The sequence below is a fragment of the Serratia sp. FGI94 genome (assembly GCF_000330865.1).
GTDB classification, from domain to species: Bacteria; Pseudomonadota; Gammaproteobacteria; order Enterobacterales; family Enterobacteriaceae; genus Serratia_B; species Serratia_B rubidaea.
On sequence record NC_020064.1, the window covers coordinates 4,159,715 to 4,182,301 of the forward strand.

The 22,587-nt window shown below is 59.7% G+C and carries 18 protein-coding genes; 8 read left to right on the top strand and 10 right to left on the bottom strand.

All coding sequences use genetic code 11. The annotated features are described in order from the left end of the window. Window positions 1-2 precede the first annotated feature (2 nt). Together sctV and sctW are read right to left on the bottom strand one after the other, a co-directional pair. Window positions 3-2,126 carry a type III secretion system export apparatus subunit SctV gene (gene sctV / locus D781_RS18990; protein WP_015673958.1) on the bottom strand — a complete coding sequence of 708 codons (2,124 nt, stop codon included), beginning with the start codon at window positions 2,124-2,126 and terminating at the stop codon, window positions 3-5. A 9-nt stretch (window positions 2,127-2,135) separates the two neighbouring features. After that, window positions 2,136-3,266, bottom strand: coding sequence for a type III secretion system gatekeeper subunit SctW (gene sctW, locus D781_RS18995; RefSeq protein ID WP_015673959.1), 1,131 nt, complete (start codon window positions 3,264-3,266; stop codon window positions 2,136-2,138). 284 nt (window positions 3,267-3,550) lie between these two features. Between sctW and D781_RS19000 the strand changes: the two genes are divergently transcribed. The 3 genes from D781_RS19000 to D781_RS19010 all read left to right on the top strand — a co-directional run bounded on the left by D781_RS19000 (window position 3,551) and on the right by D781_RS19010 (window position 6,436). Next, entirely contained in the window at window positions 3,551-4,096 is a 546-nt protein-coding gene (locus tag D781_RS19000) for a sigma-70 family RNA polymerase sigma factor (protein ID WP_015673960.1), read from the top strand. A 225-nt stretch (window positions 4,097-4,321) separates the two neighbouring features. Further along, window positions 4,322-5,782: a PAS domain S-box protein gene (locus D781_RS19005; RefSeq protein WP_015673961.1), complete on the top strand. Its 1,461-nt coding sequence runs from the start codon at window positions 4,322-4,324 to the stop codon at window positions 5,780-5,782. A 15-nt stretch (window positions 5,783-5,797) separates the two neighbouring features. Beyond that, window positions 5,798-6,436, top strand: a complete 639-nt coding sequence (locus D781_RS19010) for a response regulator transcription factor (protein WP_015673962.1) — start codon at window positions 5,798-5,800, stop codon at window positions 6,434-6,436. A gap of 64 nt (window positions 6,437-6,500) precedes the next feature. On the opposite strand, the gene D781_RS19015 is transcribed toward D781_RS19010, so the two are convergent. The 3 genes from D781_RS19015 to D781_RS19025 form a co-directional block, all read right to left on the bottom strand. Further along, entirely contained in the window at window positions 6,501-9,002 is a 2,502-nt protein-coding gene (locus tag D781_RS19015) for a heavy metal translocating P-type ATPase (protein WP_015673963.1), read from the bottom strand. 678 nt (window positions 9,003-9,680) lie between these two features. After that, window positions 9,681-10,589 (bottom strand): endonuclease/exonuclease/phosphatase family protein, encoded by a 909-nt coding sequence (locus D781_RS19020; protein ID WP_015673964.1) that lies wholly within the window; start codon window positions 10,587-10,589, stop codon window positions 9,681-9,683. Window positions 10,590-10,715: 126 nt separating this feature from the next. After that, window positions 10,716-11,630: a LysR family transcriptional regulator gene (locus D781_RS19025; protein WP_015673965.1), complete on the bottom strand. Its 915-nt coding sequence runs from the start codon at window positions 11,628-11,630 to the stop codon at window positions 10,716-10,718. Window positions 11,631-11,734: 104 nt separating this feature from the next. On the opposite strand from D781_RS19025, the gene D781_RS19030 reads away from it, so the two are divergent. After that, a complete protein-coding gene (locus tag D781_RS19030) occupies window positions 11,735-12,763 on the top strand; it encodes an NAD(P)-dependent alcohol dehydrogenase (RefSeq protein WP_015673966.1) in 1,029 nt (342 codons plus the stop codon). Between the two features lie 534 nt (window positions 12,764-13,297). On the opposite strand, the gene D781_RS19035 is transcribed toward D781_RS19030, so the two are convergent. Then, the gene (locus D781_RS19035; protein WP_015673967.1) at window positions 13,298-13,684 is read right to left on the bottom strand and encodes a hypothetical protein; all 387 of its coding nucleotides are present in this window, start codon (window positions 13,682-13,684) and stop codon (window positions 13,298-13,300) included. A gap of 217 nt (window positions 13,685-13,901) precedes the next feature. Beyond that, a complete protein-coding gene (locus D781_RS19040; RefSeq protein ID WP_015673968.1) occupies window positions 13,902-14,510 on the bottom strand; it encodes a TetR/AcrR family transcriptional regulator in 609 nt (202 codons plus the stop codon). A gap of 114 nt (window positions 14,511-14,624) precedes the next feature. Between D781_RS19040 and D781_RS19045 the strand changes: the two genes are divergently transcribed. Then, window positions 14,625-15,215 (top strand): NAD(P)H-dependent oxidoreductase, encoded by a 591-nt coding sequence (locus D781_RS19045; protein WP_015673969.1) that lies wholly within the window; start codon window positions 14,625-14,627, stop codon window positions 15,213-15,215. 32 nt (window positions 15,216-15,247) lie between these two features. Here D781_RS19045 and cbpM read toward each other — a convergent pair whose 3' ends face one another. From cbpM to D781_RS19060, 3 genes are read right to left on the bottom strand one after another with little or no spacing between them, the layout of a single operon-like run. Next, on the bottom strand, window positions 15,248-15,553 hold the full coding sequence (gene cbpM, locus D781_RS19050; protein WP_015673970.1) for a chaperone modulator CbpM: 306 nt from the start codon (window positions 15,551-15,553) through the stop codon (window positions 15,248-15,250). 1 nt (window position 15,554) lies between these two features. Beyond that, window positions 15,555-16,478 carry a curved DNA-binding protein gene (cbpA, locus tag D781_RS19055; RefSeq protein ID WP_015673971.1) on the bottom strand — a complete coding sequence of 308 codons (924 nt, stop codon included), beginning with the start codon at window positions 16,476-16,478 and terminating at the stop codon, window positions 15,555-15,557. Between the two features lie 56 nt (window positions 16,479-16,534). Beyond that, window positions 16,535-17,098: an HdeD family acid-resistance protein gene (locus D781_RS19060; protein WP_015673972.1), complete on the bottom strand. Its 564-nt coding sequence runs from the start codon at window positions 17,096-17,098 to the stop codon at window positions 16,535-16,537. 596 nt (window positions 17,099-17,694) lie between these two features. On the opposite strand from D781_RS19060, the gene D781_RS19065 reads away from it, so the two are divergent. Genes D781_RS19065 through D781_RS19075 form a run of 3 tightly spaced genes read left to right on the top strand, consistent with a single transcriptional unit; the run spans window position 17,695 to window position 22,474 of the window. After that, the gene (locus D781_RS19065) at window positions 17,695-19,029 is read left to right on the top strand and encodes a TolC family outer membrane protein (RefSeq protein WP_158497491.1); all 1,335 of its coding nucleotides are present in this window, start codon (window positions 17,695-17,697) and stop codon (window positions 19,027-19,029) included. Window positions 19,030-19,048: 19 nt separating this feature from the next. After that, a complete protein-coding gene (locus tag D781_RS19070; RefSeq protein ID WP_015673974.1) occupies window positions 19,049-20,302 on the top strand; it encodes an HlyD family efflux transporter periplasmic adaptor subunit in 1,254 nt (417 codons plus the stop codon). A gap of 36 nt (window positions 20,303-20,338) precedes the next feature. Next, window positions 20,339-22,474 carry a peptidase domain-containing ABC transporter gene (locus tag D781_RS19075; protein WP_015673975.1) on the top strand — a complete coding sequence of 712 codons (2,136 nt, stop codon included), beginning with the start codon at window positions 20,339-20,341 and terminating at the stop codon, window positions 22,472-22,474. The last annotated feature ends 113 nt before the right edge of the window (window positions 22,475-22,587 follow it).

A 22,587-nucleotide genomic window follows, 5' to 3' on the forward strand; every position in this document is an offset into this window, starting at 1 on the left:
CGTTAATCCTCCCAGGGGGTGAGTGAATAGAAGGCCGGATCGACGTCGAGACGCCCCAGCACCTGAACCGCCAGCGCCGGCTCCAGCTCGGCGAAAGAGAGCACCGGCACCGCGTGGAAACGCTCCTGAATCAGCGCCCGCAGCGGCCCGCGCAGATCCTGCGCCGCCAGCAGCACCGCCTGTTTGTCCTGACCCGGCGCGTAGGCCTGCTTCACCTCCTGATGAATCAGCTGGATCTGCTGCTGGCTCAGGGCGAAGAAGATGTCGTTCTGGGTCTGGCGCAGGCTGTCGCGCAGCGCCTCTTCCAGCTCCGGCGTCAACAGCCAGGCGTGAATGCCGTCAGGCTGGCCGTACTGGTGGCACAGGTGGGTTTTCAGCGTGATGCGCACCTGCTCCGTCAGCAGGTTGACGTCCCGCTCGTGCTGGCCGTGTTCGATCAGCGCCTCGCCGATGGCGCGGACGGAGCGCAGCGGAATGCGCTCCGCCACCAATTTCTGCAGCACGCCGGAAAAACGCGTCAGCGGCATCACCCGCTGCAGCTCCTGAGCCAGTTCCGGCTGTTCGGCATCCAGCCAGCTCATCAGCGCCCGCGTCTCCTGCAGGCCGATAAAGTGTGGGCTGCTGGCATGAATGGCGTCTTCCATACGCGTCAGCAGCAGCTCGCCGGCGCTGTGACGCGTCAGATCCTCACGCGCCAGCAGCGGATGACCCGCCGCCAGCCACAGATAATCCTCTTCGCCGCGCGCCTCGTCGCCGGGGACGGCGCCTTCTCTCTCCGCCTCGCTCAGGCTCTCCAGCTGCCGCACGTCCAGCGCCGTTAATGCGCTGTCGAAGGTGCCGACCACTTTCGGGATCTCGTACACCGAGAAGCGGAACTCATCGACCGGCTGCTTATCGGTAAATTCGATATCAAACGCCGGCAGGGTAAAACCAAAGTGGTAAACGATGCGGTTGCGCAGCCGACGGATCTCCTGCACCAGATCCAGCGTCTCCGCCGCGCCGCGGCGCGAGGTGTGGAACTGGATCAGCCAGGGACGCGTTGGGTTGAACTGGCGCAGATCCTCGCGGCCGTTCAGCTCCGGCGGGATCACTTCGTTTTCGATCTGCGGCTTCGCCAGCAGCATTTCCTGCCGCGCGCGCCACACCTGAAAACCGCCGCCGCCGAGGGTGATCAGCGCCAGCAGCGAGAACACCACGCCCGGCATGCCGGGCACCAGCGCAAAGCCGATCATCCCCATCGACGCCAGGATCCACGCCTTGGGCTGGCTGGTGAGCTGCTCGGCGATCTCGCGGCCGACGTTCGGCGTTTCCGTGCTGTCGCTCTCCGAAGAGACGCGGGTAATGATCATGCCGGCGGTCAGGGAGATCAGCAGCGCCGGGATCTGGGCGATCAGGCCGTCGCCGATGGTCAGGATCGAGTAGGTATGCATCGCATCGCCGGGCGCCATATCCAGCTGCAGCACGCCGATGCTGAAGCCACCGATCAGGTTGATGCACAGGATCACCAGCCCGGCGATGGCGTCGCCTTTGACAAACTTCATCGCCCCGTCCATCGCGCCGAACAGCTGGCTCTCTTTCGCCAGCTCGTTGCGGCGGTTGCGCGCCTGGTGCACGTCAATCAGTCCGGCGCGCAGATCGCTGTCGATCGACATCTGTTTGCCCGGCATGGCGTCCAGCGTGAAGCGCGCCGCCACCTCCGCCACGCGCTCCGATCCTTTGGTGATCACCAGGAAGTTCACCACCGTCAGGATCAGGAACATCACCATCCCCACCGCCAGATTGCCGCCCACCACGAAGTTGCCGAACGCTTCAACGATATGGCCGGCGTCCTGCTGGATCAGGATCTGGCGGGTCACCGAGATCGACAGCGCCAGCCGGAACATGGTGGTCAGCAGCAGCACCGCCGGAAAGGTAGAGAACGCCAGCGGCTTGGGCAGGTACATCGCCAGTACGATCAGCAGCGAGGAGAGGCAGATATTGACGGCGATCAGCATGTCGATCAGCCCCAGCGGCAGCGGGACGATCAGCATAAACACCAGCGCCAGGGCAAACGCCGCGCCGACGATCTCCGAACGCTGCATCGCGCTGATAGCAATTTTATTGAGGATGGCAAATAGGCTGTTCATCACGCTCCCTTAGCGCTTCGATTCGCGTCTGGCCTGCCGACGCTCGTCCTTCAGCAGCGCCGTATTATGGTTCTCCAGCAGTTTCAGCGCCGTCTGGCGTCCGTCCTTGATTTTCCACAGCCCGATCGGCAGATCGCGCACCAGCGGCAGCACGCCGTTAAAGAAAATGGAGAGATGGCGCGGCTGCGCATCGGGCACCACGTCGTGCCCGAGCTGGCTGAAGTCCTGTTGAAAAGCACCGTTGTGGCAGATATGCAGCAGCCGCCGCGCCAGCTCCACGTGATCCATGTCGCCCAGCGCCATTTTGCCCGCCATGCGATCCAGCAGCGTCCGGCTCTCTTCCAGGGTGTGATTGACCTGACCGGCCTCGAACAGCCCGGTCTGAATATGGCGCAGCGCGCCGGCGCCGATCGACGAGGCCAGCGCGGCGATATCGTCGGCCAGCGCGCGCTGCAGCGTGCGCAGCCCGGTGGTGAAATCCTGCGGCGCAAAATGCCCCAGCAGCAGATCCACCATCGCCATCGCCGACTGCTGATGCACGATGCTGTCGTAATAAAGAGTCCGCAGGCTCTGTTTGTGCTGCGGGTTGTCGGTCAGCTCGGCGATCGCCCCGGCAATATTCAGCCCGGCCCGCAGCCGTTCGCCATGGTGTTGCTCCAGCGTCTCCAGATGCTGCTCCACCGTCTGGCGCAGCTCTTCATCGCCGTCGCTGCGCGCCTCGCGCTCCATCACCCGCAGCAGCAGGTCGCAGCGCGCCGGGTCATCGTCCAGCATGGCGAGCAGCTCGTCGGTTTCCGCCTTGCGCTTTAAGGCGTCGCGCAGCCGCTGCAGCGACGCCTGCTGACGCCCGGCATCGCGCGCATCCAGCATCGCGTACATTTTGTGCAGTTCGATTTTATTCAGCAGGTGGCGGTGGCGCACGTGATGCTGGTTCAGGCGACGCTGCTCGGCCTTCTTCTTGCTTTCCGCCTTTTCGCCAAACATCAGTCCGGCTTCTTCCTTGATATCGTCGGCGCTGGCCGCACCCGCGGCGGTATAGCCAGCGGCCTTGCCGCCGTTTTTATTCTGTCCGACCTCTCCCTGCTTCATCAGGGCGCGCAGCGGGTTTGGCGTAAACGCCAGACTGGAGGATTTCAACATTGCCGGTTCCTCATCAAGATGACCCTCTTTCTGTGGCGCCGGCCGGCTTCAGGTTCCGAAAAAAATAAAAGAATTGAGTTATTGGAAATTCAAATAATAACCAAATGAAATTAGTGCCAATCCTTGCACAACTATTTTTGTTTTTTTGCGGCTTTTTTCTCGGAACATTCCGAACACAAAAACAAAGGCAAATAAAAACAACACGCTATTTGCGGAATAAGAGTGGCACAGCGCTTGCTATTTAACAGTGAACTCACTGCGATTTTATTTAAGGAGAAATAAAAATGATGAATTCATTCACTGCCAGCGCAATGCCGAACAACGCCATAGATATACCGGTGGACTGGGAAGGTATTTTCAAGCAATCGAACAAAAAGCTGATTAATTTCATTCGAAGGAGAGTCGCCAGTACGGAGGATGTGGAAGATATCGCGCAAATGACCTGCCTGGAAGTGCTGCGCAACCGGCATAAATTTACCGGCGCCTCACTGCCGGAAACCTGGATGTTCGGCATCGCCATCAATCTGATCCGCAACCACTACAAGCGTCAGCAGCACCGTTATCTGTTTGATACGTTGAATGATGAGGTGCTGGAAAATCTGCTGCATGACGACGATCCGAGCGCGCTGACCGAGCATCAGCGGCTGCTCACCACCGCCCTGACCTCGATTGACCGGCTGCCGGAAGAAATTAAACATATGCTGACGATTTTAATCGGCGATGACGGCAGCTATCAGGATATCGCCCAGCAGCTGAATATCCCGATCGGCACCGTGCGCTCCCGTCTGTCGCGCGCCAGAGAAACGCTGAAAAGCCAGGTATTCCGCTGATTGCCGCCGATGCGCCAGGGAAAATAGCCGATAAAAATAACGTTCAAATAAAAATAATGAAAATCCGAACTAAAATAAATAACCGCCGTGCGCCGTAAGGAACGGCGCAAACGAAAAAAGCAATCCTATTTTTTCAGAAAATGCTACGTTACTCTGCGGTTAATACACGGCATTAGCCGCGCTGGCGCCATGACGGCAACGGCGCGATAACAAGGAGATGATCTATTGCAGCGTTTTTTCCACTGGCTCGATCCCTCGCTGACGGCAACGGAATCCTTATCGTCCATTGCGCTCAACCGCATTCACGACGCTATTTACCTGCTCGATCAGGATTTAACCATAAAATACGTCAATGAACGCGCCTGTAACCTGATGGGATACAGCAAAAAAGCGCTGCTCAGCAGCAATTTTGCCGCCATTGCCCCTGAACTGGCGGACGGCGATGTCGCCGCGCTGTGGTGGAAGCTGACGATGCGCCCGGAGGGCATCACCTTTACCTCCCAGCACCAGCATCGCAACGGCGAGATCATCGCCGTCCAGGTCAGCTCCAGCCGCTATCAGCACGGCGGCCGGCCGCATGCGCTGTGCATCGTCAGCGATGTCCGCGAGCTGAAGAAAAAGGAGGCGATTCAGCACCTGCGGGAGAAACAGTTCCGCGCGCTGGTCGAGAACTCGCCGGATATGGTGGCGCGCTTCGATCTCTCCTTCCGCTGTATTTACGTCAATCCGCGCGTGCTGAGCTGGTTTAACCGCAGCGAAAGCCAGATATTCGGCTGGAAGCTGACCGAAAGCGTGCCGCACCATAACGCCGGCATGGAGCTGCTGCGCCTGATCGCCCATACCATGAGCAGCTCCACCCCTACCGACGGCGAGATCGCGCTGGAGCATCAGAGCCAGCAACGCGTGCTGCACGTGCGCAGCGTGCCGGAGTTTAATCTGGAGGGCGAACTGGAGAGCGTGCTGGCCATCGGCCGCGATATCACCGGCATCCGGCTGGCGGAAAAAGAGCTGCGCGACGCCCACCAGCAGCTGCGCCTGCTGGCGCGCAATCAGGAAGCGCGGCGCGAGGCGGAGCGCAAATACCTGGCCAGCGAAATCCATGACGAGCTGGGCCAGCACCTGACCTCGCTGCGGGTCGGGCTGTCGCTGATCCGCATGCAGTCGCCGGAAAATAACGCCGCCGTCCACCTGCAGGTGGAAAATCTGATGCATCTGGTGGACAGCACCATTCAGGTGGTGCGCGACGTCTCCACCCGGCTGCGGCCGAATATGCTCAATATGGGGCTGCTGCCGGCGCTGGAGTGGCTGCGCGATGAGTTTAACCGCCAGCAGAAGTGCCGCTGCATTCTGATCGCCACCACGGAGAAAAAGCTGCAGCTGGACGACCCTAGCACCACCGCCGCCTTCCGCGTGGTGCAGGAGTCGCTGACCAACGTCACCCGCCATGCCAGGGCCAGCAGCGTCTATATCTTTGTGCGCCAGCGCGGCGAGAAGCTGGAGATCGAAGTGGTGGATAACGGCCGCGGCTTCGACCAGCAGCGCGTGCGCTCCAACGCCTGGGGACTGCCGGGGATGAAGGAGCGGGCGGAAATGCTGCAGGGCTGGCTGACCATCGACAGCAAACCGGGCGAAGGCACCCGCGTACGGCTCAACTTCCCGCTCAACCGACAAAATCTTGATAAATAATAAAGCGAGAAAGACATGACCCAGCCAATACGTTTAATGATTGCCGAAGACCACGCCATTATGCGCGAAGGTCTGAAGCAGCTGTTCCTGCTGGATGCCGGCATCAAGGTGGTCGCCGAAGCCGCGGACGGCGGCCGGGTGCTGGAACGGCTGCGCGCCGGCGACGTCGATCTGCTGCTGCTGGATATTTCCATGCCGGGGATCAGCGGCGAAGATCTGATCAACCGCATCAGCAGTCAGCACCCCGATCTGAAGATCCTGGTGCTCAGCATGTTTAATGAGCCGCAGATCGCCCAGCGCATGCTGGAACACGGCGCGCTGGGCTATATCACCAAGGATCGCAACCCGGAGGCGCTGCTGAACGCCATCCGCAGCGTCGCCGGCGGCGCGCGCTATATCGACCATGAGCTGGCGCAGAAGATCGTCTTCGCCCAGTATCAGAGCAACAGCGCGCCCCACGAGAATCTGACCCTGCGCGAACGGCAGATAATGATTATGCTGGCCCACGGCGAGTCGATTAACGCCATCGCCGATACCCTGGCCATCAGCAATAAAACCGTCAGCACCTATAAATCGCGGTTGATGAAAAAGATGGGCTTCAGCGCCAATGCCGATATCGTCAAGTACGCCATCAGCCATAATCTGGTGCAGTAAGGCGGGACGGAAAAAAATAAGGCACGCCGTCGCCGGCGTGCCTTGGTCATTGACTACCTCAGGCTCAGAGCCCTTCCGCCTGCCGCAGCGGCGGCGTAAAGCGGCGCAGCCGCAGCGCGTTGCTCACCACGAATACGCTGGACAACGCCATGGCGCTGGCGGCGAACACCGGTGACAGCAGCATGCCGTTCAGCGGATACAGAACGCCCGCCGCCACCGGAATCAACGCCACGTTATAGGCGAAGGCCCAGAACAGGTTCTGTTTGATATTCACCAGCGTGGCTTTCGACAGCGCAATCGCGCTGGAAACGCCGCCCAGATCGCCGGACATCAGCACCACGTCGGCGGCCTCAATGGCGATATCCGTCCCGGTGCCGATGGCGATGCCCACGTGCGCGGCGGCCAGCGCCGGCGCATCGTTGATGCCGTCGCCGACGTAGGCCACCGGCCCATATTCGGCGGCCAGACGCTCAATGGCCGCGACTTTGCCGTCCGGCAGCACTTCGGCCACCACCTCATCAATCCCCAGCTGACGGGCAATCGCCTGCGCGGTGCGGCGGTTATCGCCGGTAACCATCGCCACCTTCAGCCCTAATTCGTGCAGCGCCTTAATCGCCGGCAGGGTGGTGTCCTTAATCGGGTCGGCCACCGCCATCATCGCCGCCAGCCGGCCGTCGATGGCGACGTACAGCGGCGTTTTACCCTCGTCGCCCAGCCGCTCGGCGTCTGTCGCCATCTGCGCCACCTCCAGCCCCAGCTGCTGCATATAGCGATCCGCGCCCACCGCGATGGTCATCCCTTCAATATCGGCGTTCACGCCAAAGCCGGTGACCGACTCAAAGCGGGTGATGGTCGACAGCGGCAGGTTTTCATGCTGTGCGGCATCGACAATGGCGCGGGCGATCGGGTGCTCCGATTTATCCTCCACCGTCGCCACCAGCCCCAGCACCTGCGCGCGTTCAAAGCCGGGCGCCAGCACCAGATCGGTCAGCTCCGGGCGGCCTTTGGTCAGGGTGCCGGTTTTATCCACCGCCACCACCGCCGCATCACGCAGCGACTGCAGCGCCTCCCCTTTGCGGAACAGCACGCCCAGCTGCGCCGCGCGTCCGGTGCCCACCATGATGGAGGTCGGCGTCGCCAGCCCCATGGCGCACGGACAGGCGATAATCAGCACTACCACCGCATTCACCAGCGCAAACGACAGCGCCGGCGACGGCCCGAAGAACAGCCAGACCAGAAACGTCAGCAGCGCCACGCTCATCACCGCCGGCACAAACCACATGGTGATACGGTCCACCAGCGCCTGGATCGGCAGTTTGGCGCCCTGCGCCTGCTCCACCATGCGGATAATTTGCGCCAGCATGGTGTCGCTGCCGACTTTGGTCGCCTTAAACGTCAGCGCGCCGTTCTGGTTGACCGTGCCGCCGACCACTTCGGCGCCGCTTTTTTTCTCAACCGGCACCGGCTCGCCGCTGATCATCGACTCATCGACAAAGCTTTCGCCCTCCAGCACTTCACCGTCCACCGGAATGCGCTCGCCGGGACGAACTTCAATAATGTCCTCACGTTTGACCTCGGCGATATCCACCTCCGCCGCCTTGCCGTCGCGCAGCACGCGGGCGGTTTTGGCCTGCAGCCCCACCAGCCGCTTGATGGCCTCCGAGGTACTGCCCTTGGCGCGGGCTTCAAAGTAGCGTCCGAGCAGAATCAGCGCGACGATCACCGCGGCGGCTTCATAGTAAACGTTGACCGTGCCGGCCGGCAGCCACTGCGGCGCAAAGGTGGCCACCAGCGAATAGCCGTAGGCGGCGCTGACCCCGGTCGCCACCAGCGAGTTCATATCGGGCGCGCCGCGCAGCAGGGCCGGAATGCCTTTCTGGAAGAAGCGCAGCCCGGGGCCGAACAGTACGATCGAGGTCAGCACAAACTGCAGGTACCCGCTGTTCTGCGTGCCAATGGTGCGATCGATAAAGGCATGCATGCCCGGCACCAGATGCGAGCCCATCTCCAGCACGAACACCGGCAGCGCGAAGCAAACGGCCACCAGCAACGCCTTTTTCAACGAACTCAGTTCCGCCGCCTGACGCAGCGCCTGATCGGCGGTATCGCTCTTATCGGCGGCGATCGGCTGCGCCTCATAGCCCGCCTGCGCGACGGCGGCGATCAGCGCCTGGGGATCCACCCCGGCGGCGGCCTGCACCTGCGCGCGTTCGGTGGCCAGGTTAACCGTAGCCTGCTCGACGCCGCTGACCGCGGCCAGCGCGCGTTCAACCCGGCCCACGCACGAAGCGCAGGTCATGCCGGTCACCGACAGGTTGATGGTTTCCTGCTCTACCGTATAGCCCGCGTCATTCACCGCCTTCACCGCCGCCGCCACGTCGGGCGCGCCGCTGAAGGTGACGAATGCGCGCTCGGTCGCCAGGTTAACGCTGGCATCGACGACGCCGGGCACGGCCTTGAGCGCACGCTCCACGCGCCCCACGCACGAGGCGCAGCTCATGCCGACGACGGGGAAATCGATCGCGGTGGACTCACCGGATCGGGATGGCGTCAAATGGGTGCTCATAACAAACTCCTCCTACTACAGCGCCCCGCCATAGCGCAGGGCGCTCCTTTTGCTGTTCAGTCTGACTCAACGCTGGCGATCGAAGCGGCGCAGCCGCCGCACTTCATCGTCGGAATATGCAGCTGTAAAGGATCCATACATGGCTCCTTGCGTAAGTTGGACTCCATCGTCAACCTTGACCTAACGTCAAGGTCAATCCTTTTTTGCAAAGTATTTCTTTTTTATTGGACGGGGCTGCGCCACAGAAAAAGCAGCGCCGCGGGGGGATGGCGTAACCAAACGCTTTGTATCCGGCCGCAGCGATCCTGTGGCCGGTGTTATGGCATGGATTAAACGTCAGCGGACGTTATGCCGCCGTTATTGCCCGTTTCCCAAGGCAATAATAGCATCCCTCACCCGGGGAAAGGCGCTTTCTATCTGTGTACAGCGGCTTCTGCCGGCCGCGCCGCCGCCAGTTTTCCGCCGCCACGCCTTTGGCGCCGCACAGAGTCGCATAATAGTCGTCATTTATTACGTCATATAGAAATCGGAATAACAATGTGGAGAGGAGACAACAGAGGGACTGACCGGAATCAGACGGGAAAATAGTCTGCGCGGCATGCGGCGTAAACGTTTTGGCAAGCATCAACGGCGGGCAATAGCTTCGCCCGCCGCTACCAACGCTGAGAATCGGCCCGCTTAACGGTTGTTAATAATCATCTGCACCGGATAGTGATCCGAGTATTGGTCGGTAAACGCATCCCGCAGTACCTTGACCTCCGCCACGTCGTTCTTCAGCGCCGGCGAGACGTAAATATAGTCATAGCGCAGCGGCGTTTTGGCCTGATCGTAGAAAATTTTCGTCGGCGCGGTGGCGACGAACGTATCCGGATACTTCTGCTTCAGCACGTCAATAAAGCCGCGCGACAAGATATTTTGCTGTACGGTGTAGTCCATCTTGCCGTCCACCAGATTGTGCAGCACCGGCCGTTTGGCCTCTTTGTCCTGCAGATCTTTCACCATCTCGCTTTCGTTATAGCCACTTTTATCCAGCGGTGAGAACGAGTTGAGATCGCCGGCGATGATCCATTTGCCGTCCGGATCCGCGCCGTATTTGATGGAGTCCAGAATCAGGTTCATCTCATCAATCCGCTGCGAGGTGCGGAACGGGTTCATATGGGTGACGACAAAGTGATAGCGGCCCACATCGGCAAACAGCGCGCCGTGCCAGAGGTTATCCACCACCTTGCGCACGTTGACGATCGGGTATTTGGAGGTGATTGCCGTTGGGAAAAATTCATCGTCGCCCACCACCTTCGGCTCTTTCAGCAGCACCGCATAGCGGTGACCATAGCTCTGGGCAAAGGCTTCCAGCGTTTCGCGAGTAAAGTGATTCATCTCCTGCCAGGCGATAATATCGGCATCCTGTTGCCTGGCCCATTCGGCAAACTTCTGTTTCCCCTTCGAGGTGTCGGACTTCATGCCCCAGTAGGCGTTATAGCTGATAATTTTCAGCTGCGGCTGCTGCTCCAGCGTCTGCGCGGCATAGGCCGGCAGCGAACCGCAGAGTAGACCCAGTGCCACCGCCGTGCTGATTATCTTCCTCATTTTACGCTCCTTGCTGTTATATTAAACCACCAGATTCTTCACGATCTGTCTATGCTCGCCATCAGAGGCAGAGCTTAGCTTTCACTTATATATATCACGCCAACTCATTCTGTTTTGTGATGCACACTACTCTTGCCGCGTTCCTGCCGCCGTATCCAGCCGCATAAAATCAACAAACGCCCGCATCTGCGGCGTCATAAACCCGTTGCGCGGGTAATACAGGTGGAACCCCGCCACCGGTTTACACCACTGTGGCAGCACCCGCACCAGCGTACCCCGACGCAGCGCCGGTGCTACGCACTGCGACTCCAGCAGCGCCAGCCCCGCGCCCTGCTCGGCAGCGGCCAGCAGCAGATCGATATCGTTAACCGTCAGGGAGGGCACGATATCCACCTCGACACTCTCGCCGGCGCGGCTGAGGCGCCAGCGATACTGGGCGCCGTTGCCGCTCCAGCGGTAGTTGATACAGCGGTGGCGGCCAAGTTCATCCGGCGTCGCCGGCGGCGGTTGCGTCTGAAAACAGCCCGGTGCGGCCACCACCACCATCTGCAGATCCGCCGTCAGCCTGACCGCAATCATATCCCTCGGCACCCGGTCGCCGGCGCGAATGCCGGCGTCGAACCCCGCGGCGACAATATCCTGCAGATTGTCATCCAGCAGCAGCTCCAGCCGAATATCCGGATAGCGCACCATAAAGCGCTCGATCGCCGGCACCATCACCAGATGGCCGGCCAGGCGCGGCATGTTGATGCGCAGCGTACCGCGCGGCGTCAGTTGCGCTTCTCCCGCCCCCTGCACCGCGCTTTCCAGCGCCGCCATCGCCGGTTCCAGCTGCGCCATCAGCCGTGCGCCGGCCTCCGTCGGCGCGACGCTGCGCGTGGTGCGGTTAAACAGCCTGACGTGCAGCCGCTGCTCCAGCGCACGGATCGCATGGCTCGCCGCCGACGGCGACAGCCCCAGTCGCTGCGCCGCCCGGCGGAAACTTCGCTCTTTCGCCACCGCCATAAAGACGGCCAGCTCGGCATAATCGGCCCCTTTCATACTGTTGTGCCCTATTCATCAGTTCATGCGAATTATAGGGTATTAATTCACCTTTACGCCTGCGACACAATAAACGCCTCAGCTATCAGAGGAGATAACCATTTATGAACACGATGCGACGTTGGGAAATGAACGGCTTCGGGCGCCAGTCGCTGGCGCTGCAAACGGCGGCGATGCCCCGCCCCGCAGAGGATGAGGTGCTGGTGCAGGTGATGTCGGTCGCCCTGAACCACCGCGATAATTGGGTGATCGACAGTGGCCGTGGCCTGTCGCTGCGCTTTCCGTTTACCCCCGGCTCCGATCTCTCGGGCCGCGTGGTGGCGGCCGGCAGCCGGGTCAGCCGCTTTACGCCGGGGGATGAGGTGATTTCAGTCTTTGCGCCTGAATGGCTGGACGGCGCGCGCCCCGGCAACGCCCGCGAGCTGGCTTACCGCACTCTGGGCGGCTTTTACCCCGGCGTACTGGCGGAATATGTGGCGATGAAAGCAGACTGGCTGGTGGCGAAACCCGCCTCGCTCAGCCATGACGCCGCCAGCACGCTGCCCTGCGCGGCGCTGACCGCCTGGTTTGCGCTGGTGGAGCGCGGCAAACTGCAGCCGGGGGAAAGCGTGCTGATCGAAGGCAGCGGCGGCGTGGCGCTGTTCGGCCTGCAAATCGCCCATATGCTGGGTGCCCGCCCCCTTGTCGCCACCAGCGCCGGCAAAATGGCGGCGGTAAAACGGCTGGGCGCCGATGCGGTGATCGATCGCAACGCAGAAGGCATGATCGACGCCGTTCTGCAGCTGACCGCCGATCGCGGCGTGGATCACGTGCTCGAGCTGGCGGGCGGTGCGCACCTGGGACAGGCGGCGGCGATGTGCGCCATCGGCGGGAAAATCCACCTGATCGGCGCGCTGGAAGGCTTTACCGTATCGTCACCGCTGGAGCCGATTCTGTTTAAGGATCTGACGATTTATGGCATCGGCACCGGCCATCGCCGGGCATTAAGCGAGATGTGCGCCGCCTTCGACGCCGGCGGCCTCGCACCGGTGATCGACAGTGTCTATCCGCTGGATGCCCTGCCGCAGGCGCTGGCGCGTCTGGAGAGCGGCGCTTTCGGCAAAGTGGTGGTCAGAATCAGCGAGCCGGCATAGTCTCCCGTATGTCACAGACAGGAAGTGACATATTTACCGGTTTATTAATAATGTAACGTAAATACCACAATGAAGACGATGTTAATCTTTGATGAAAATAGCCCCTTCCGGCAAGCCGCTCAGGACAGTTTTATCCTGAGCAGGGCTGAGCTGGAAATCGCCGCCGAAAGTCACGCTGTCCTACCGCAAGAGCCAAATCTTGCTTGATGTGATGTGCCGTGGCCCCGGTAACAGACTGATGATACGCTATGGCGTATAAACGCAGATCATCAGCACACATAAAATTAATGCATGAGCGAAATCGGGACTTAACATATTCAAATGAATGAAAGGTATTCAAGAACTGCCGAGATAATAGGCGAATGAGTCGGCATATATTAAATACGTCGATTAGAGCAATGGCTACCCCGACGTTAATTCACCCTTTTATATCAGCTGATATATGCTTGTAATAACAGGCGTGCAACAACCTAAAGCCATCAGGAAAAATAAAAAGCGCCCGATAAGATCGCGCGCTCAGAGGGAGCAATGATATTATTTGCTGTTTAACCGATGCTCTGCTTGTACCTTACAGGCTTCAATCTGGGCAACCAGCGCACGATTAAATTCTTCCTGTTGGTTATGATAGGCAGATTTATTATCACGTACTCCGGCAATCGCCGTTTTCAAGTCGCGCGAATACTCTTCCTTATCAATACCAAAATCCGCTAACTGATAACCTTTATCTTCCAGCTGAACAATCGAGCGAGCAATATTCTCATCGTCGTTGGTCTCCGACCAGGCGCTTTTCACCACCGCGAACTGCGCATCGCAATAAGCCGCGGCAGCGTCCTTATTTTTTTGCAACGAGGACGCCGAAGACATCGCCAAAGAAGAAAACGACAGTAACAGTGCACACATCAGCAAAACATATTTCCGCATCACAATCTCCATGACCGATTAATCCCAAAAGAGTAAGGCGGCGTCAGTCAACGGGCACCCTACCAACCTATCACAGCACGCATGGTCCCCCCGTATCAAGCACGCGTTTTAACATTTTTCGTTAGGCAGGCGCACCACGCCATACCGGACAGCCCCTCGGCCAGTGCCGGAACGGCAGGCAGAGTCGCCACCACCAGCGCGGTCCTGGTTGGCTTATTCATCCTTTTCCGCCCTTTCCGGCAGAGCGCTGCACCATGGCGATAATCACCTGCAACAGCTCATCTTTGGCCTGCCGCTCGCTCACTACGCCGTTCACCACGGCATAAGACAGCCCCTCCGCCGCGCCGAGCATCCCCCGCAGCGCCGCCTCATGCAGCGGCTGTCCGTCACAGAACGGAACAAACAGCGCGCGGCATTTTTCCGTAAAGCCGACGGCGTATTCCTGTCGGATCTGCTCCAGCTCCGGCGTGCCGCTCAGCGCCGCCAGTACGCTCGGCATCTCACGCCCCTGCAGCAACACACAATCAATGTAGGATGTGGCGATCACCGCCGCCAGCTTCTCCAGCGTCGGCTCAGTCTGACGAATATTTTCATCCATCAGCGCCGTCTGTCGACGATCGAACTCTTTATACAGTATGGCGAACAGACCGGAGCGGTTGGTGAAATGGTCGTAGACCACCGGCTTGGTGACGCCGGCCTGCTCAGCCAGATGGCCCAGAGTCAGCGCTTGCGTCCCCTGTTCGCGGATGATACTCCACGCCGCGTCGATCAGTTGCGCGCGACGCTGTTCTCTCGATAAACGCTGGCGCGGACGCTGCGCAGACATACCCTGATTCTCCTGCCGACGGCACTATATACTAAAGGTAACTTACCAATGGTAGGTTAAGTTAATCCCTCAACACTACGTCCGTTCCCGTTTAATGGCAACAGGAGTCTCCCCATGCATGCACTGATCGTGGTCTCTCATCCTCTGCAGCACTCCCTGACGCACGGTAGCGCCGCCGCCATCGCCCAGGGCATCACCGCGGCCGATCCGGCGCACAGCGTTGAAATCGCTGACCTGACGCAGGAAGGCTTCAACCCGACGTTTTCCGCCGCAGATATGGCGGCATTTCAGCAAACCGGCGCCGTGCCGCCCGACGTGCTCGCCGAACAGGCGCGCATCGACCGCGCCGATGCGCTGGTGCTGGTGTTCCCCGTTTATTGGTGGTCCATGCCGGGCCTGCTGAAAGGCTGGATCGATCGGGTATTTACCAACGGCTGGGCCTATGACGATACCTCCGGCGAGCGCGTGGTGAAAAAACTGACCCACCTGCCGGTGCATCTGGTGGCGTTGGGGGCGGTTAATCAGCAGACCTTCGTCAAACGCGGCTACGCCGACGCCTTTAACACCCAGATCGGGCACGGTATTTTCGATTATTGCGGCGCGCCGCTGCGGACATGCGAAGTGCTGCTGATGCCGGAGATGGGCAGCCCTGAGGGCTGCCTGGAGAAGGCGCACGCGATCGGCCACGCCATTTTCCACGAATAAAGCGTTCAACCCGCCGGCGCGCCGGCGGTGAGTCAGACGTTTTCCCTAAAACGCGCCAGCCGCTGGCGCAGCTGCCGGTTCTCCCCGCGCAGCTGTTCGACCTCATCCAGCAGCGTCAGCGCCACCGCGATGCCCGGCCAATCCAGCGCCAGCTCGCGGTGCAGCCGCTGCGCACGGTGAAACGCCGCCAGCGCACCATCGTCAAACAGCCACTCATCGCCGGCCGGCCGACAAGGCTCGATCACCCCCAGCCCGACGATTTCAACCAGCTCATCCTGCGATACGCCGGCGTGCAGACAAAACTCCGTCACCGTAAAGGTGATATTGATATTGGCCATATTACTTACTCCACTCTTTACGCGGGTCGAAATCCGACTGCGCTTCCGCCAGCTGCTGCCACAGCGCCGCGCTCCGTTCGTCCGGCTTCGGCGGCATTACCACTTTCACCACCGCATACAGGTCGCCGCCGGCTTTCTGCCCCTTGCCCGGCAGCCCTTTGCCTTTAATACGCAGCCGCTGGCCGCTCTGCGTGCCGGCGGGAACGGTCAGCAGAATCTGCTGCTGGACGGTCGGCACGGGCACTTTGGCCCCCAGCGCCGCTTCCCACGGCGACAGCGGCAGGACGACCTCCAGATTATCGCCGACGATATCAAACCGCGGATGCGGCGCGATGCGGACGATCAGGTAGAGATCGCCATCGGCGCCGCCGTCGATCCCCGGCGATCCCTGCCCTTTCAGCCGGATGCGCTCCCCTTCCCTGACCCCGGCCGGTATTTTCACGTTGAGCGTTTTCGGGATTTCCTGTTCTACCAGGCCAAACACGTTGTATACCGGCACGTGATAGCTGATGGTGCGCGTCTGCTCGGCAAAAATGTCCTCCAGGAACACCGCCACTTCAATCTCCAGGTTCTGCCCGCGCATGGCATGGTGCTGGCGCTGTTGGCGCGCCCGCGCCCGTTCGCCGAACATGGAAGAGAAGATGTCGGAAAAGTCTTCGGCGTTGTAACTGTCGTTGTGCTGCGCCTGCCGGCCAAAGTGCGGATCGTTGCGGTGCAGACGCAGCTGATCGTATTCGGCGCGGCTCTCGTCATCCTTCAGCACCTCATAGGCTTCGGCGACTTCCTTAAACTTTGCCTCGGCGTCCGGCTCTTTGCTGACGTCAGGATGGTATTTACGCGCCAGGCGGCGGTAGGCAGTTTTTATCGCCTTGAGGTCATCTTCGGGCTTAACGCCTAAAATGGTATAATAGTCCTTAAATTCCATAGCGTTATCATCTCATTGCGGTCTTGTATCGGAAAGGTGGCGCTGGCCGCGGGATCTCAGCGGACGCGTCGCGTCACCATAAACAGGCCAAAGGCGCTGAACAGCATTTCAATGCCGACAATGGTGGTCACCAGGATCACCGAGGTGGCCGCATCGGCGCTGAGCAGCATCCAGGCGATCGCCAGATCCAGCACGCCAATCACATAATGGATCCAACTGCCCGGGATCGCGCGCAGCTGATAACCGGCCAGCAGGCGGAAGACGCCCCCCAGCGCAAACAGCGCCGCCAGATAAACCGCCATGGTAAAAATGCCGACGGCGGGACGGGTGATAAACACATAGCCGATAATCAGATAGGCGATGCCCAATAGGATACCGCCGATCATCGGCCAGGTATTTTGCGCTCGGTTAACGATCATGCCGACAATCATCCCGATCCCGCTCAGCAGTAAAAAGATCCCCATCACCGCGCTAAGCGCTGCGCCAGACGCGAAAGGGCTGAACAAGCAGAACAGCCCCGCCACCAACAACAGCAGCGAGAGCACCTGCAACAGCCTGCGCTGCTTTTTCACCCGTTGCGGATCGAGCGCGGATAAATGACCATTTCCTATATTCAACATATGCGACTCCTTGTGATCGACGAGTTTCCCAACTAACTCCTGAAATTATAGTCGGATAACACCGTCCGTGATGGACGATCCGCGGGATTGGGACGTCGCGCCGCCGGCAGGGAGAAGCCCTCTGACGAAAAACCTCTTTTTCACTTAAAAAATACCGAATGAATACAAGAAAAAACCAATACCACAGCATAACCAGCAACAAATCAAACAAATATAAAAGAATAAAAAACATGGATATTTCTGACAAATAACCCGCATTTTACCGTTAAAAGTGCGGGTTATTGACAGCGCTATTTTTTTAGTATTATTCTCTGCGCAGAAAATAGATAGAACACACTGAAATAAAACAAAAAACCAGCAAGTTCGCCACCATCAAAGGTGATGAATGCATTGCTGAAACCTTATTTGTTATATTTATAGTTTTATCTGATAAATAATATTAACAATACTATTAGCGCACGTTTATTTCTGCATAAACCCCATGGCGATACATTTATGCCAGGGCGCGTATTTTCTCTATTTATCTCATTCGAACGAATATCTTCGATGATTACTTAAATCTATGCAGGGACTGCATGATTAACATGGGCTACGATATGCATTCAATCAAAGGATTGCTCCCTCTTAAACCGCTGTTACTGGCTGCCGCTCTATTCCCCTGTGGCGTTAACGCCACCACCCTGCTGGAGGCGATCCGCAACGCCGGCGCCGTCAACCCGGAACTGCAGGCGGCGATGTACCGCCAGCTGGCAGGCGGTGAAAAAAGCAGTCAGGGCCTGGCCGGCCTGCTGCCGACCATTCAGTTAAGCGGCGGCTACAACCAACAGGATCAACCAAAGGCGACCTACGCTGCCAAGGTGACGCGCCATAATTACGCCATCTCGCTCAACCAGCCGCTGTTCGATCTGTCCAAATACGCCGACTATCTGCGCGGCAAGGCAATAGCCGACGGCGCCGATATCGACCTGCTGCGCGCGCAGGAGACGCTGGCCTATGACGTCGCCGAAGCCTATGCCGGCGTGCTGTACCAGAATGAAGTGCACCAGGCCGCGCGGGCGGCCACGCAGGTTTACGAAAACGAGCTGCAGCAAACCACGCTGGCGATCTCGCTGGGCAACGCCACCCGCGTCGACGTCGATGAAGCACAGGCCAACCGCGATCTGTTCCGCGCCAAAGAGATCGAGGCGCACAATAATCTGAGCGCCGCCGCCACCAAGTACCGCCGGCTGACCGGTCTGGAGCACGACGCCATCACGCCAATCAGCGCCGCCTGCCTGCTGCAGGGGGCACCGGCGGGGAAAGAGCAGGATCTCTACCAGCGCGCCCTGGCTCACAACAGCCAGATCCGCAGCGCGCGCGCCCAGTGGGAAATCGCCAAAACCGGCGTCTATCAGGCGCACAGCGCCCATCTGCCGACGGTCAACTTCCAGGCCTCGTACGGCACCAACTGGAGCCGGGCCGAAGACAGCAACCTGCTCGACGAAATGTTCGGCACCACCTCGAAAAGCACCAACACCCATCTCGGCGTCTCCGTCTCGGTACCGATTTTCAGCGGCGGCCAGCAGATGTCGCAGTCGCGCGAGGCGATCTATACCCGCGAGCAGACGCGCTACAGCCTGATCGACGCCCAGCAGAAGGTGAAGGAAGAGCTGCACAACGCCCTGCTGAACGTGGCCAACAGCCGCTCGCTGGTCACCTCGACCCAGCAGATGATCCGCTCGGAACAGAACAAAATCCGCTCTACCGCCACCGGCAAGAAGCTGGGGCTACGCACCAAAATGGATGAGCTGAACGCCTACCAAAGTTACTACGAAGCGGTAAAAAACAACGCCGAAGCGCGCTACAAGTTGCTGATGGCCAAGGTTTCCCAGGCCAGGGCGACCGGCGATCTCGGCCATACCGCCATCGCGCAGATTAGCTGCTCGCAATAACTTCTCGCCAGGATTCAGGATGACACAGTCACTTTTTCGCCAGGAAGCGCTGGATGCCAATAACAACAAGGTCATGGGGACCGTTTCCCTCTATTCGCCGCCGTACCGCTGGCTGGTCATCTCCCTGGCGAGCTGTCTGGTGACGCTGATCGTCTTGTTTATCGTCTTCGGCAGCTATACCAGGAAAGAGACCGCAACGGGCAACCTGCTGCCCAGCAAAGGCATTTACAACATTACCGCGCCGGTGGCCGGCACCATCACCGACATGCAGGTGGAAAAAGGCAGCGAGGTCGAGAGGGACAGCGTGCTGATGACCATTTCCTCAGAGCTGTCCACCGCCATGGGGCAAACCCGTCAGTTCGTGCACGATCAGCTGACGCTGCAAAATGAGCGGCTGCAGTCCGAGCGGGAAAGCGAACACCGCATGCACGCCGAGACCATGAGCGGCCTGAAAAAGCAGCTCGGCTCGCTGGAGTCGCAGATCGGGCTGTTGAAAAAGCAGCAGGTCAAGCGTCAGCAGCAGCTGAACCTGGCCAGCAATCAGCTGCATAAACTGCAGCAGATGCGCAGCCAGGGTTTCGCCTCTAATCAACAGGTGGATGAACAGCAAAACACCGTGCTGGAGGTCGGCGCCCGGCTGCAGGACGCCGACCGGCTGGTAATGGATCTGGAGCAGAAGATCATCGCCCTGCGCCAACAGCTGCGGGAGCTACCGCTCGCCCTCTCCAAGCGGCAGAATGAAATCGATCGCAGCCAGGCGGATGTGGATCGCGCCTTGGCGGAGAACGAGTCGCACCGCGCCGTCTACATCCAGGCGACGGAAACCGGCACCATCGGCGCCACGCTGGTCAAACAGGGCCAGGTGGTCGCCAGCGGCCAGCCGCTGCTCTACATCCTGCCGCAGGGCAGCCGGCTGCAGGCCAGGGTTATGGTCAGCAGCCGCGCCATCGGCTTTATCAATCCGGGGCAGCAGGTGATGTTGCGCTATGAAGCCTACCCCTATCAGAAATTCGGCGTCCAGCGCGGGCGGGTAGTCGAGGTATCAACCGCCGCGCTCTCTCCGCAGGAAGTAATGACCATCACCGGCGACCCAAACGTGCATGAGCGGCTGTATCAGGTGGTGGTCGAACTCGACAAGCAATCCATCAACCTGTACGGCAAGGACGTTGCGCTGCGCTCGGGCATCAAGCTGGAGGCGGATTTTTTGATTGAGAAGCGACGGATCATCGAGTGGGTATTTGAGCCTCTCTACGCTTTGGGCCACCGCTTGTAATCACTGCGCTTGTTAACAGGGAGTCATATTTTTCCAATGGAATTTTTAAAGAACCTTCACTTCGGCTTCGGCCGACGGTTGCCGGTGATCCAGCAGTCGCAGGCGGCCGAATGCGGCCTGGCCTGCGTCGCGATGGTGGTCAATTACTATAAATACAACATCGACATGATCAGCCTGCGCCGCCGCTTCTCCACCTCGATGAAAGGCGCCACGCTGGCCGACGTGATGCGCGTCGCCGGCAGCCTGGGCATGGCGGGCCGCGCGCTGCGCCTGGAGATTGAAGAGCTGAACAAGCTGCGCCGCCCCTGCATTCTGCACTGGAACCTGAACCACTTTGTGGTACTGAAAAAGGTGAAGAAAAACGCCATCGTCATTCACGACCCCGCCAGCGGGGTGCGCGTGGTGTCGATGAAGGAAGTGTCCAGCAGCTTTACCGGCGTGGCGCTGGAGCTGCTGCCGTCGGCGTCGTTCAAGCCGGCGGTGGAGAAGCAGTCGCTGTCGATGCTCCGCCTGATCGGCAGCGTCACCGGCATCGGTGCCGCGTTAACCCAGATATTGCTGCTATCCGTGGCGCTGGAGGTATTCGGCGTGATTACGCCGTTCTACATGCAGTGGGTGATGGATCAGGTGCTGGTCTCCGACGACCGCGATCTGCTGACGCTGCTGAGCGTCGGCTTTATTTTCGTCTTCCTGTTCCAGAACCTGATCACCGCCCTGCGCTCCTGGGTGATGACCTGGTTCTCCAGCCTGCTGAACGTGCAGTGGACCACCAACGTCTGCTCGCATCTGCTGGGGCTGCCGCTGTCGTTTTTCGAATCGCGCCACGTGGGCGATATTATTTCCCGCTTCGGCTCGGTCAGCACCATTCAGGAAACGCTGACGACGCGCTTTATCAGCTCGGTGCTGGACGGCATCATGGCGGTGGTGACGCTCGGCGTGCTGTTCACCTATAACAGGATGCTCGCCGCGGTGGTGGTGCTGCAGTTTCTGCTGTATGCCGCCATCCGCTGGATCGCCTATCGTCCGTTTCGCAACGCCAATGAAGACCACATCATCACCGCCGCCAAAGCGCAGTCGATTCTGCTGGAGTCGGTGCGCGGCGCCAAAACCCTAAAGCTGAATAACCGTCAGGATATCCGCGTCAGCAGCTACGCCAACGCGCTGGTGGAAACCACCAACAAAAATATCGTCGTGCAGCGTCTGAGCATCAGCTTCAGCACTATCCACGGCATTATCGCCGGCATCGGGCGTATCGCGCTGGTGTGGCTGGCCGCGCTGCAGGTGCTGGACGGCAACTTCTCCGCCGGCATGCTGATCGGTTTTATGTCGTTCGCCGACCAGTTTATCTCGCGCGGCTCCGGCCTGGTGGACGCCTGGATCGATTTCCGCATGCTGCGGCTACACGGTGAGCGCCTGGCGGATATCGTACTGACCGAACAGGAACAAGACGGCCGCCACGATGCAGAAACCGCGGGTAATATCGTGCGGACATCGCCGACCATCACGCTGGACAACGTATCGTTCCGCTATGCCGAAACCGAGCCGATGATTCTGGACAGCTGCTCGTTCGAAATTAAGTCCGGGGAGTCCGTGGCGCTGATCGGGCCGTCCGGCCAGGGCAAAACCACGCTGGCCAAGCTGCTGCTGGGGCTGCTGACGCCGGAGTCCGGGCGCATTCTGATCGACGGCGTCGATATTCAGGACGTCGGGCTGTACCAATACCGCGAGCGCATCGGCTGCGTGATGCAGGATGACATCCTGTTCGCCGGCTCCATCGCCGATAATATCTGCTTCTTCAGCCAGGAAGCCGACCAGGAACGCATCGAGCAGGCGGCTAAAATCGCGCAGATTCATGATGATATTATGAAAATGCCGATGGCCTATCAGAGCCTGGTGGGCGACATGGGCTCGTCGCTGTCCGGCGGGCAGAACCAGCGCGTACTGCTGGCGCGCGCGCTGTACCGTAATCCGTCGATCCTGGTGCTGGATGAAGCCTCCAGCCACCTGGATGTGGAGAAAGAGATGCTGATTAACGACGCCATTCGCAATATGTCGGTCACCCGCATCATCATCGCCCACCGCCCGGAAACCATCCGCAGCGCCGAGCGCATCGTGATGCTATCCGGCGGCAAGGCGCAGCCGGTCAACCCGGAGACGCTGGCGCCGTTTTAACCGCCCTCGGCACGGTGCGCGGCCGCGCACCGTCACAGCGTTGTCATAAAAATAACACTTCCCTTTATTAATCAGCCGATAAGCTAAACTTATTACCGATAGTCAACGGCGGC

What these genes read in the sequence shown, in the direction of transcription:
- D781_RS19030 (WP_015673966.1), top strand. Translation starts at nt 11,735, where the DNA reads ATGAACACGATGCGACGTTGGGAAATGAACGGCTTCGGGCGCCAGTCG.
- D781_RS19070 (WP_015673974.1), top strand. Translation starts at nt 19,049, where the DNA reads ATGACACAGTCACTTTTTCGCCAGGAAGCGCTGGATGCCAATAACAAC.
- D781_RS19020 (WP_015673964.1), bottom strand. Translation starts at nt 10,589, where the DNA reads ATGAGGAAGATAATCAGCACGGCGGTGGCACTGGGTCTACTCTGCGGT.
- cbpM (WP_015673970.1), bottom strand. Translation starts at nt 15,553, where the DNA reads ATGGCCAATATCAATATCACCTTTACGGTGACGGAGTTTTGTCTGCAC.
- D781_RS19000 (WP_015673960.1), top strand. Translation starts at nt 3,551, where the DNA reads ATGATGAATTCATTCACTGCCAGCGCAATGCCGAACAACGCCATAGAT.
- D781_RS19010 (WP_015673962.1), top strand. Translation starts at nt 5,798, where the DNA reads ATGACCCAGCCAATACGTTTAATGATTGCCGAAGACCACGCCATTATG.
- D781_RS19025 (WP_015673965.1), bottom strand. Translation starts at nt 11,630, where the DNA reads ATGAAAGGGGCCGATTATGCCGAGCTGGCCGTCTTTATGGCGGTGGCG.
- D781_RS19065 (WP_158497491.1), top strand. Translation starts at nt 17,695, where the DNA reads ATGCATTCAATCAAAGGATTGCTCCCTCTTAAACCGCTGTTACTGGCT.
- D781_RS19045 (WP_015673969.1), top strand. Translation starts at nt 14,625, where the DNA reads ATGCATGCACTGATCGTGGTCTCTCATCCTCTGCAGCACTCCCTGACG.
- D781_RS19040 (WP_015673968.1), bottom strand. Translation starts at nt 14,510, where the DNA reads ATGTCTGCGCAGCGTCCGCGCCAGCGTTTATCGAGAGAACAGCGTCGC.
- sctW (WP_015673959.1), bottom strand. Translation starts at nt 3,266, where the DNA reads ATGTTGAAATCCTCCAGTCTGGCGTTTACGCCAAACCCGCTGCGCGCC.
- sctV (WP_015673958.1), bottom strand. Translation starts at nt 2,126, where the DNA reads ATGAACAGCCTATTTGCCATCCTCAATAAAATTGCTATCAGCGCGATG.
- D781_RS19015 (WP_015673963.1), bottom strand. Translation starts at nt 9,002, where the DNA reads ATGAGCACCCATTTGACGCCATCCCGATCCGGTGAGTCCACCGCGATC.
- cbpA (WP_015673971.1), bottom strand. Translation starts at nt 16,478, where the DNA reads ATGGAATTTAAGGACTATTATACCATTTTAGGCGTTAAGCCCGAAGAT.
- D781_RS19075 (WP_015673975.1), top strand. Translation starts at nt 20,339, where the DNA reads ATGGAATTTTTAAAGAACCTTCACTTCGGCTTCGGCCGACGGTTGCCG.
- D781_RS19060 (WP_015673972.1), bottom strand. Translation starts at nt 17,098, where the DNA reads ATGTTGAATATAGGAAATGGTCATTTATCCGCGCTCGATCCGCAACGG.
- D781_RS19035 (WP_015673967.1), bottom strand. Translation starts at nt 13,684, where the DNA reads ATGCGGAAATATGTTTTGCTGATGTGTGCACTGTTACTGTCGTTTTCT.